Source organism: Dietzia sp. SYD-A1, from assembly GCF_015356725.1.
GTDB lineage: Bacteria > Actinomycetota > Actinomycetes > Mycobacteriales > Mycobacteriaceae > Dietzia.
In genome coordinates this window covers 1-4,777 of the sequence record NZ_JADDKI010000303.1, presented here as the reverse complement: position 1 = coordinate 4,777, position 4,777 = coordinate 1, and the positions used below count along the sequence as shown (strand labels likewise).

1 protein-coding gene, 1 pseudogene and 1 riboswitch are annotated in these 4,777 nt (G+C 72.7%); of the genes and pseudogenes, one reads left to right on the top strand and one right to left on the bottom strand.

The features are described 5' to 3' along the window. Window positions 1–47: 47 nt before the first annotated feature. Window positions 48–3,968 (bottom strand): cobaltochelatase subunit CobN, encoded by a 3,921-nt coding sequence (gene cobN, locus IY392_RS12465; RefSeq protein WP_228549358.1) that lies wholly within the window; start codon window positions 3,966–3,968, stop codon window positions 48–50. After that, window positions 3,959–4,151: riboswitch (cobalamin riboswitch) on the bottom strand. (Overlaps the previous gene by 10 nt.) Window positions 4,152–4,232: 81 nt before the next feature. On the opposite strand from cobN, the pseudogene IY392_RS12460 reads away from it, so the two are divergent. After that, window positions 4,233–4,777: pseudogene (locus IY392_RS12460) on the top strand (nitrite reductase); the annotation flags it as partial.

The following is a 4,777-nucleotide window of genomic DNA, read 5'->3' as shown; positions in this document are numbered from 1 at the left end:
AGTCTGGGCTGGGCGCGTCGGGGCTGGGCGCGTCGCCGGAGGGGCCGTCAGTCGCCATGCGACTCCTCGAGGTCGCCTTCGACGTCCAGGTAGACCTGCCGCATCCGGTCCATGATCTCGGCGTCCGGCTGGGCCCACAGTCCGCGGTCGGCGGCCTCCGAGAGTCGCTCGACCATCCCGCGCAGCGCCCAGGGGTTGGAGCGCCGGAGGAACTCCTGGTTGGTCTGGTCCAGCACGTACTCCCGGGCCAGCGTGTCGTACATCCAGTCGTGCACGACCCCGGCGGTGGCGTCGAACCCGAAGAGGTAGTCGACCGTCGCCGCGAGCTCGAAGGCCCCCTTGTACCCGTGCCGCTGCATGGCCGCGATCCACCGGGGGTTGACCACGCGGGCGCGGAACACCCGGACCGTCTCCTCCGCCAGCGACCGCGTCCGGATGGCGTCCGGAGTGGTGGAGTCCCCCACATAGGCGCGGGGTTCGGCGCCGGTGAGCGCGCGCACGGTCGCGATCATCCCCCCGTGGTACTGGAAGTAGTCGTCCGAGTCGGCGATGTCGTGCTCGCGGGTGTCGATGTTCTTGGCGGCCACCGCGATGCGCCGGTAGTTGGTGCGCATGTCGTCCGCGGACGGCACGCCGTCCAGATCGCGGCCGTAGGCGAAGCCGCCCCAGCGGGTGTAGACCTCGGCCAGGTCGCGATCGTCCCGCCAGTTTCCGGCCTCGATCGTCTGCAGGATCCCGGCGCCGTACGACCCCGGCGCCGAGCCGAAGATGCGGGTGGTCGCCCGCCGGTGGTCCGAGTGCTCCGCCAGGTCAGCCCGGGTGTGGGCGGCGACGTGGTTCGACTCCGCGGGCTCGTCGAGGTCGGCCACCATCCGGACGGCGTCGTCGAGCATCGTGATGACGTGCGGGAACGCGTCCCGGAAGAAGCCCGAGATGCGCACCGTCACGTCAATGCGCGGCCGCCCGAGCTCCGCGGTCGGGACCACCTCCAGACCGTTCACCCGTCGGGAGGCCTCGTCCCACTCGGGCCGCACCCCGAGCAGCGCCAGGACCTCGGCCACGTCGTCGCCGGAGGTCCGCATGGCCGAGGTGCCCCAGATGGACAGTCCCACCGAGCTCGGGTACTCGCCGGTCTCCGCCACGTGGCGGTCCAGCAGGGAGTCGGCCATCGCCTGGCCGGTCTCCCAGGCGAGCCGGGACGGGACGGCGCGGGGGTCGACCGTGTAGAAGTTGCGACCGGTCGGCAACACGTTGACCAGGCCGCGCAGGGGCGACCCCGACGGGCCGGCGGGCACGAACCCGCCGCCGAGGGCGTGCATCACCGCGTCCAGCTCGTCCACCGTGGCGGCCAGGCGCGGCACCACCTCGCGAGCGGCGAACTCCAGGACGCGGCCGACCTCGTCGTCGTCCCCCCGACCGGCAGCGGACAGCACCTCCGGCACCGCCGCGGGGTCCCAGCCCCGCGCGTCCATGGCCTCGACCAGCGCCCGGGCCCGGGCCTCCACGCGGTCGACCTCCTGGGTCGGGGCGTCCTCGGCCAGGCCGAGGGCGCGACGCAGACCGGGAACGGCACCGAATTCGCCGCCCCACACCTGCGAGGCCCGCAGGATGGCGAGCACCAGGTTCACCCGCGCCTCACCGTCCGGCGCCTGACCCAGCACGTGCAGCCCGTCGCGGATCTGGACGTCCTTGATCTCGCACAGCCACCCGTCGACGTGGAGCAGGAAGTCGTCGAACTCCTCGTCGCCGGGCTGTTGCTCCAGTCCCAGGTCCTCGTGCATGTGCGCGGACCGCATGAGGGTCCAGATCTGCGCGCGGATCGCCGGCAGCTTGGCCGGGTCCATGGACGCGATGTTGCCGTACTCGTCCAGCAGCTGCTCGAGGCGGGCGATGTCGCCGTAGGCCTCGGCGCGTGCCATGGGCGGCACCAGGTGATCGACGATCGTGGCGTGGGCGCGGCGTTTGGCCTGCGCGCCCTCGCCGGGGTCGTTGACGAGGAACGGGTAGATCAGCGGTAGGTCCGCGATCGCCGCGTCGGTCGCGCACGCCGCCGACAGCGCGGCGTTCTTGCCCGGCAGCCATTCCAGCGACCCGTGCTTGCCGATGTGGACCAGCGCATGGGCGCCGAACCCCTTGGCGAGCCACCGGTAGGCGGCCAGATAGTGGTGGGAGGGCGCCAGCTCGGGGTCGTGGTAGATCGCCACCGGGTTCTCGCCGAAGCCGCGGGGCGGCTGGATCAACAGGACGACGTTGCCGGCCGAGATCGTGGCCAGGACGATCTCGCCGGCGTCGTTGACGAACAACCGACCGGGGGCCTGCCCCCAGGCGTCCACCATCTCCGCGCGCAGCGACTCCGGCAGGTCCGCCGTCCACCGCAGGTAGTCGTCGGTGGAGATCCGCACGTGGCTGTCGGTGAGCTGGGCGTTGGTCAGCCACTCCTCGTCCTGTCCGCCCGCGGCGATCAGGGCGTGGATCAGGGCGTCACCGGCGGCCGTGTCGTCGGCGTAGGTGCCCTCCGAGCCACTGTCGGCGACGTCGAGGAACCTGGCGACAGGCCCGTCCTCCGGACCCAGGTCGTAGCCCTCGTCGCGCATCCGGCGCAGCAGCCGGATGGTCGAGACCGGGGTGTCCAGGCCGACCGCGTTGCCGATCCGGGAGTGCTTGGTCGGGTAGGCCGAGAGCACCAGGGCGATCCGGCGGTCGGCCGCGGGGACGTGGCGCAGTCGCGCGTGTGACACCGCGATCCCCGCGACGCGCGCGCAGCGCTCGGGGTCGGCGACGTACCGGGGCAATCCGTCGGCGTCGATCTCCTTGAACGAGAACGGCGCGGTGATGATGCGGCCGTCGAACTCGGGGATCGCGATCTGGTTGGCCGAGTCCAGCGGGTTGACGCCGTCGTCGGAGGCCTCCCAGTCCTCCCGACTCCACGTGAGGCACAGTCCCTGGAGCACGGGGATGTCGAGCACGGCGATCCGTTCGACGTCCCACGTCTCGTCCTCGCCGCCCGCGCTCACCGCCCCGGGCGTGGTCCCGCCGGCCGCCAGCACCGTGACGATCAGCGCGTCGAGCGTCCCGAGCGCGTCGAACAACTCGTCGGGCGCCGAGCGCAGGGAACCGGCGAACACGGGCACGCCCACGGCCTGCCCGGTGGCGTCGATCGCGTCGGCCAGCGCGTGCGCGAATCCGGAGTTCCCGCTCACCTCGTGGGCGCGGTAGTAGAGCACTCCGACGCGGGGGAGGCCCCGCGACTGGTCCACCCCGGGGCCGCCCCGCGACTGGTCGATTCCGGGGCCGCCCCGCGACTGGTCGATTTCGCTCGCGTTCTCCCAGGTCGCGTGTCGGGATTCGCCACGTTTGTGACCACTCGCCGGGGAATCGCCACCCGGCCGCGGCGGCATCCCCCACACGGGGACGCTCTCCGGGGGTTCGAACCCGGTGCCGGTGAGCAGCACGGTGTCCGAGAGGAAGGCGTGGAGCTGGGCGAGGTTCCGCTCCCCACCCTCGGCGAGATAGCGGTGCGCCTCGGCCGCGATGCCGATCGGCACCGTGGACAACTCCATCAGGTCGGCATCCGGGGCCTGCTCGCCGCCGAGGACCACCACCGGTCCGCCGGTGGCCATCACGGCCTCGAAGCCGGGCTCCCAGGACCTGCGCGACCCGAGGATCCGGACGACGATGAGGTCGGTGCCGGAGAGCAGGCCGGGCAGGTCCGTCTCCACGTCGATCCGGGACGGGTTGCCGAGCGTCCAGTCGGCCCGGGAGGCGCGAGCGGAGAGCAGGTCCGTGTCGGAGGTGGACAGCAGGGCGATACGGGGTGCCTGTGGTGCGGCGCCATCGGACGGTGCCGTGTTGTCAGATGGTGCCGTGGCCTCAGTACCCGTGGCCTCAGTAGATGGTGCCGTGGCGTCCTCAGGGGACGCCGAACGCCGGTCATGGCGCATGTTCTTCTCCAAACCCTCGTGGAACATGACGCCGTGGCCGGTCTCCTGGCTTTCGCATCGACGCCGTGCGACCGACCTTCCCGGGCCGTGGCCCAGTGGTCTCCGCCCCGCGTGGGACGGACGAGGGTCGCTCGACTCCGCGACTACAGTGGCGAGGGCCGCGCCGGCTTTCCCTCCGGCTTCCCGAGCACCACGGCACCGGCGAGCCTATCCGGCCCGGTCCCCCTGCGGGTGCCCGGCCGTCGGCTCCCCACTCCACGCGGCTGGCCCCCGGGTGCCACACTGTGGCCCGTGAGCGATTCCGGACCGACCCGCCGCACCCGCACCGACATGTGCCCCGGCGTGCATCGCCCGTGGCCCGCCGAGGACGGGGCCCTGGTCCGACTGCGCATCCCGGGCGGCCGGGTGTCACCGGAGTCCCTCGCCGCGCTACGCCGGGTCGCCCAGAGTTACGGAGACGGCGACGTCCACGTGACGACCCGCGCGAACCTACAGCTGCGGGCCCTGCCGATGGGCCGGGACGGCCACCTCGTCGACGAGGTCGTGGCGGCCATCGCCGCGACCGGGCTGCTCCCCGCCCCGGCGCACGAACTCGTCCGCAACGTGCTCGTCTCCCCGCTCACCGGTCTGGTCGGGGGCAGGGCCGATCTGCGCCCGGTGACCGACCGACTCGACGCCGGACTCCGGGCCGATGCCGGTCTGGCGGGACTCTCGGGCCGGTTCCTGTTCGTCCTCGACGACGGCCGCGGCGACCTCGTCGACCGCCCCGCGGACCTGGGGTTGGCGTCCCTCGACGCCGACGTCGTGCAACTGCGGGTGGCCGAGGACTGGGCGGC

Excerpts from the sequence above, each read along its gene's own strand:
- cobN (WP_228549358.1), bottom strand. The coding sequence starts at position 3,968 with ATGTTCCACGAGGGTTTGGAGAAGAACATGCGCCATGACCGGCGTTCG.